The sequence below is a fragment of the Thalassotalea litorea genome, from assembly GCF_043642205.1.
In the GTDB taxonomy this organism is placed as follows: Bacteria; Pseudomonadota; Gammaproteobacteria; order Enterobacterales; family Alteromonadaceae; genus Thalassotalea_A; species Thalassotalea_A litorea.
Map to the genome: position 1 here is coordinate 1 of NZ_JBHZSG010000077.1, position 6,124 is coordinate 6,124.

Annotated in this window: 3 protein-coding genes; 2 read left to right on the forward strand and 1 reads right to left on the reverse strand. The window is 42.5% G+C overall.

The window, feature by feature from the left end; translation table 11 throughout:
* Nucleotides 1-757: 757 nt before the first annotated feature.
* Nucleotides 758-1,357, reverse strand: a complete 600-nt coding sequence (locus ACHUFQ_RS16875; protein ID WP_394177019.1) for a TetR/AcrR family transcriptional regulator — start codon at nt 1,355-1,357, stop codon at nt 758-760.
* Nucleotides 1,358-1,477: 120 nt separating this feature from the next.
* Between ACHUFQ_RS16875 and ACHUFQ_RS16880 the strand changes: the two genes are divergently transcribed.
* The gene (locus tag ACHUFQ_RS16880; RefSeq protein ID WP_394177020.1) at nt 1,478-3,508 is read left to right on the forward strand and encodes an oxidoreductase; all 2,031 of its coding nucleotides are present in this window, start codon (nt 1,478-1,480) and stop codon (nt 3,506-3,508) included.
* Between the two features lie 49 nt (nt 3,509-3,557).
* Nucleotides 3,558-5,354 carry an acyl-CoA dehydrogenase C-terminal domain-containing protein gene (locus ACHUFQ_RS16885; protein WP_394177021.1) on the forward strand — a complete coding sequence of 599 codons (1,797 nt, stop codon included), beginning with the start codon at nt 3,558-3,560 and terminating at the stop codon, nt 5,352-5,354.
* The last annotated feature ends 770 nt before the right edge of the window (nt 5,355-6,124 follow it).

Below are 6,124 nucleotides of genomic sequence, written 5' to 3' on the forward strand. Positions count from 1 at the left end.
ATGGTGCCAAACGAACGTCTGCTTTTGCTAATACTCGTGACATGGTGATAGTAAATTGAACTGCTGTTCCTGGCACAAAACGGTCATTCAAGGCTAGCCACATGATCGGTGTTTCCTAGTGGGTGAGCATAATTGAGCAAGGATTTTTGATAGCAAGAATGACAAAAATAGAATGGTAAAAAGGGGCTTAAATCGTGGCGGTTCAGTTCTCAAAATGGCCGAATTCTAATGGAGTTTTTATATGAGTTTTTGGTATTTTGATTTTTAAGTTATGCTTTATATTTCAATTGGATATGCGATATGTTCAAGTCCCTCCATCCGCACCATCACAAGGTTCTAAGAGAACCGAAAAGAGCCGAAAATCCTATTATTAACAAGGGTTTTCGGTTTTTTTATGTCCTAAGACATTTCACTGGATTTGTTGAGAACTGAAAATTTTAGCAGTACTTTAAGAAGTACCTAGTCGCTAGCCAGTCTACAGGTACTCTAAAATGTCAAAGAAAGTTTATCCGCTTAATGTCATGCAAATCAAACGAGCACAGCCCAAAATTTGTTAATGTGTTGACTGAATTGCTATCAATAGACAGCAAAGTTGCATTCGAAATTGAGCCTGTTGGTTTGGTGCTCATCTGTTGGTTTAACTGCAAAGTATAATGATTAGGGCGGATCATTTTTAAGTGTAAATAAACATGCCGCTGCACGTTTTTGCTTAAAACTTAAACTAAGGTTAATGACCGTTTGAAATATCAATCAATAACTATGTATTCGTCAGTAATCGCAGAACGGTATCGGCCATGGCATCGAGGTTTTTTGGTTCAATATACAAACCATCAATAAATAGCCTGCTCAAACCATGAAGTGCTCCCCAACTGACTTGTGCTAACCGCAGGCTGTCTTCATTGGCCGATAATATACCTTCCTGTTGCCAACGTTTAATAAGCTCTAAATGATATTCGAAGCTTCTATAAGCGACTCGTTTGAGCTCATCCGAGCTTTGTCCTGATAGCCATAACGCTTTACCAAACATCAGTTCATAAACCTGTTTATGGCTTATAGCAAAATTGAGATAGCCCTTTATATAGTTAGCCAATTTTTCATGTTCGCTTTGATCGCCGTCTTGAAACATATTTTCACAGGTATGTTTCCAATCAGAAAAACCTTTAGCGGCAACCGCGGACAGTAAATCTTCCTTATTTTTAAAGTGATGATACAAAGCCGTTCTGGAAACGCCCAAATGTTCGCCTAATTTTCGCATCGATACCGCATCGGTACCTGATTCATTGACTAGTTTTACTGTTAGCTCTAACAGTTTTTCTCGTAAGCCACCGTGATGGTAGGAAGATGAAATTTTACTCATTTCGCTCTCGTCGTAGATAAATCACTTTAATTAGAAATCATTACTATGATGACATTTATCTTGACAGTGTCAAAATGTTTGTTATCTTGACGCTGTCAAGATTTTTTCGAGTGAGAATATATGAGCCATAAATTAACCCCTTTTCCAAACCTTTTAGAACCGTTAGATTTAGGCTGGGTAACTGTCAGAAACCGCACCCTGATGGGATCGATGCACTTAGGCCTGGAAGAAGAAAAGGGCGGTATGGAAAAACTGGCGGCATTTTATGCTGAACGAGCCAGAGGTGGTGTTGGCATCATAGTTACCGGCGGGATCGCTCCCAATGTTGCGGGATGGGTAGCACCGTTTGGTGGGCGAATGAGCAGCAAGCGCCATGCAAATAAACATAAAATCGTGACCGATGCGGTGCATAATGCTGGCGGCCTGATCTGTATGCAAATTTTACATACGGGACGCTATGGCTATCATCCTTTTAACGTATCAGCGTCAAAAATTCAGGCGCCGATCAACCCGTTTAAACCAAAAGCCTTATCTAGCCGAAAAGTTTGGAAGACCATCAAAGATTACGCTAACTCGGCATATTATGCTCAATTAGCCGGCTATGATGGTGTGGAAATCATGGGCTCGGAAGGTTACTTAATTAATCAGTTTTTCTGTGAACGCACGAACCATCGCACCGATGAATGGGGTGGTTCTCTGGAAAACCGAGCCCGTTTGGCCATTGAAACCGTTAAGCAGACTCGAGCTAAAGTCGGCGAAAAATTTATTATTATTTATCGTTTATCCATGTTGGATCTGGTTGAAGGTGGCGCGACATGGGATGAAGTGGTGTACTTGGCGAAAGAAATTGAAAAAGCTGGCGCGACGATCATCAATACTGGTATTGGCTGGCATGAAGCCAGAGTGCCAACAATTGCAACATCGGTTCCAAGGGCTGCATTTACCTGGATAACCCAGAAAATGAAGTCACAAGTGTCTATTCCCTTGATTACAACCAACCGTATCAATACACCTGAAGTTGCTGAAAAAGTTCTGGCTGATGGTCATGCCGATATGGTTTCTATGGCACGTCCATTTTTAGCCGATGCAGATTTCGTACAAAAGGCAGCGGAAAACAAGCCGCAAGAGATCAATACCTGTATTGGCTGTAATCAAGCCTGTTTAGATCATATCTTCCAAAAGAAACGAGTTACCTGTTTAGTGAATCCGCGCGCTTGCTATGAAACCGAATTAAATTTCCACCCCAGCACATTAAAGAAAAAACTTGCTGTTGTGGGAGCCGGTCCTGCCGGATTAGCATTTTCCAGTTACGCTGCTGAACGTGGTCATGAGGTACATTTATTCGATGACGCCGCAGAGATTGGTGGTCAGTTTAACATCGCGAAACAAATTCCCGGCAAAGAAGAGTTTTATGAAACCTTACGGTATTTTGATGTTCGCCTGAAAAACGCCGGCGTAAATCTGCATCTTAATACCCGTGTGAACGCGTCAGACTTGGCGCAATCTGATTTTGACGAGGTAGTTCTGGCTACCGGTATTAAACCCCGTATGCCAGCAATTCCAGGTGTAAACCATGAAAAGGTATTGTCGTATCTGGATGTACTCAGAGACAAGGTACCTGTAGGCAAAAAGGTTGCCGTAATCGGTGCTGGTGGAATAGGTTTTGACGTATCTGAGTATCTGGTCGAGAAGCACAGCCTCACAACGGATCCAGAGAAATGGTTGAAAAACTGGGGCATAGATAAAGATTTTGCAAATCCTGGTGCGTTAATTCCATGCCAGGTTGAAGCTCCTGAGCGAGAAGTTTATCTGTTACAACGTAAAGCTAGCAAGGTAGGCAAAGATTTAGGTAAAACGACTGGATGGATACACCGTGCGGCACTAAAACAAAAACGTGTGCAAATGATAAACAACGTTAGCTACGAGAAAATTGACGATGCAGGTCTGCATATCAAAATCAACGATGAAGACACAGTATTGAATGTTGATCATATTGTTGTTTGTGCAGGTCAGGAGCCATTGAGAGAGCTACAACAGGCCGTGCAACAAGCCGGTAAAAAGGTGCATTTAATTGGTGGTGCAGACGTAGCTTCAGAATTAGATGCCAAACGGGCGATTAGACAAGGTGCTGAATTAGCAGCAGAAATTTAATATTTGTCACGTTAAGCTCGGTAACAATCAATAAAATAGGAATATAAAAATGCTCGAATATAAAGCGCCGTTAAGAGACATGAAGTTTGTCATGCAGGAACTATTTGACTGTAATGGCAAATACCAGCAGATGGGGTATGAGGATGCAACAGCTGATATGGTTGATGCCATCATCAACGAAGCAGGGAAATTTGTCGAAGAAGTTATTGCGCCAATTAATCAAATAGGCGATGAACAAGGCTGTACTTTCACCGATGGAGAAGTAACCACGCCTGATGGGTTTAAAGAAGCATACCAGCAATTCATTGAGGCTGGATGGCCGACATTGGCACAAAGTGTCGAGTTCGGTGGTCAGGGACTCCCTCACTCGCTAAACAATCAAGTCACGGAAATGGTGGCAGCGGCCAACCATAGTTTTGGTATGTATCCAGGATTGAGTCATGGCGCAATAGCGACTATCGAAAAGCACGGCTCAGAAGAACTAAAATCGATGTTTTTACCGAATTTAGTCGAAGGTAAGTGGACCGGGACCATGTGCTTAACAGAAGCTCATTGCGGCACTGATTTAGGATTGCTAAGAACCAAGGCTGAGTGCAATCCTGATGGCAGTTATAATCTCAATGGTAGCAAAATTTTCATCTCTGCAGGTGAACATGACCTATCTGAAAATATCGTTCATGTTGTGCTTGCCCGACTACCAGACGCTCCTGCGGGCACGAAAGGCATTTCACTGTTTATTGTCCCTAAATTCAATGTGAATACGGACGGTAGTAGAGCGGATCGCAATGGTGTGTCCTGCGGTTCAATTGAACACAAAATGGGAATCAAGGCTAGCGCGACCTGTGTTATCAACTTTGATAACGCCAAAGGCTATCTTATCGGCGACGTTAACAGAGGCTTGAACTGTATGTTTACCTTTATGAATGCGGCTCGTCTTGGGGTGGCATTGGAAGGGGTAGCTGCGTCAGAAGCATCGTTTCAGGGGGCCTTGGCTTACGCGAAAGACAGATTGCAAATGCGCTCGCTAACGGGACCTAAAAACCCGACAGGCCCAGCGGATCCAATTATTGTCCATCCAGATGTTCGCCGCATGCTGTTAACGCAAAAAAGCTTTGCTGAAGGAGGCAGAGCGCTGGTTACTGACTTAGCCTTACTTATTGATTTGACCCATACCAGTATAGACCCAGAGCAAATTGCTAGCGCTGAAGCTAAATTGGCATTGCTAACGCCAATCGCCAAAGCATTTTTGACAGAAACCGGTTTAGAGTCAACAAATCATGGTGTTCAGGTGCTAGGTGGTCATGGTTACATCAGCGAATGGGGTATGGAGCAACTAATGAGAGACACTAAAATTTGCTGCCTCTATGAAGGAACGACTGGGATTCAGGCTTTAGATTTACTGGCCAGAAAAGTGTTGGGTACGAATGGTGAATTGTTAAAAGGGTTTGCTAAAGAAGTTATAGGCTTTGTCACGAAAACAGCCACAGTTGCTGAATTCACACCAATGTGCGCGACACTTGGCGAATATCTGCAAAACCTTCAGGATATTACAGAAACTATTGGCGCAAACGCGATGAAAAACCCCGATGAGATTGGCGCGGCTTCAGTTGATTACTTAATGTATGCCGGTTATGTCACTCTGGCATACTATTGGTTAAAGATGATGGTCACGGCTAATGAGGCAATTGCGCAAGGCAGTTCAGAAGTCGATTTTTACAAGGCTAAAATACAAACAGGGCAGTTTTACTTCGACCGCGTACTACCAAGGGCGGCAGGTCATGCTGCTTGTATCAGGCAAGGGGCCAATAGCATGATGGCACTTGATACGGAACACTTCGCTTTTTAGTTGCAGGTAGTTCGATTTACGCTTTGACTGAGTCATATTAAAGACATAGAACGGACTTGCCTGTTAAAAATGATGAGAGTTACTTAGGTTAGATAGCCAGAGTATCTAAAGTAACTCTCATTACCTAAACCAGATTTTAGCTATCATCTCATTTCATTGGCCTTTTTAATCCATAATCGCGCATAACAGGTCTCAATATAGTTTTCCCTTCAAATGCAAAGTTATGACTCTATAAAAGCGATTCAAGAGAAATAAATTTTTTGTTAGTGAACGTTAGCCTAGCTTGATCAGTATAAGCCCTGATTTCATGGGGTTATAATGATATTTCAATTCCCACTATCCGCATCATCACACGGTTCGAAGTGAACCGAAAACTCCATGTTTAACAAGGGCTTTCTATGTCCTAAGAGATTTGTTGAGTCTGAGAATTAATACGGTAGTTTTGCACTGCAAACGTAAAAATATCAGCCAATGCTTTACAAAGTTCGGTGTTGCAAGAATAGCAACACGGGACTTCAACAATACCCTCTATGCCAACAATGTTCGTCGTTCTTCGCTCTTCGTTATTTGAATTTGAATTTAAAGTATATCTATATCGTTAACGCTAGATCATGCTGACCATAGTGGCGACGAAACCGCTGAATGGTTTTGGTGTTCGGATCCGCAGACCCGAACTGCCGTTTTTGTTATGTGCTAATACCAATCACATTAAATTATTGCTCACTCAGTGAGAATTTAAAGGCTTTTAGACAAGGCTTTGATTGCAGAGA

Excerpts from the sequence above, each read along its gene's own strand:
- ACHUFQ_RS16875 (WP_394177019.1), bottom strand. The coding sequence starts at position 1,357 with ATGAGTAAAATTTCATCTTCCTACCATCACGGTGGCTTACGAGAAAAA.
- ACHUFQ_RS16880 (WP_394177020.1), top strand. The coding sequence starts at position 1,478 with ATGAGCCATAAATTAACCCCTTTTCCAAACCTTTTAGAACCGTTAGAT.
- ACHUFQ_RS16885 (WP_394177021.1), top strand. The coding sequence starts at position 3,558 with ATGCTCGAATATAAAGCGCCGTTAAGAGACATGAAGTTTGTCATGCAG.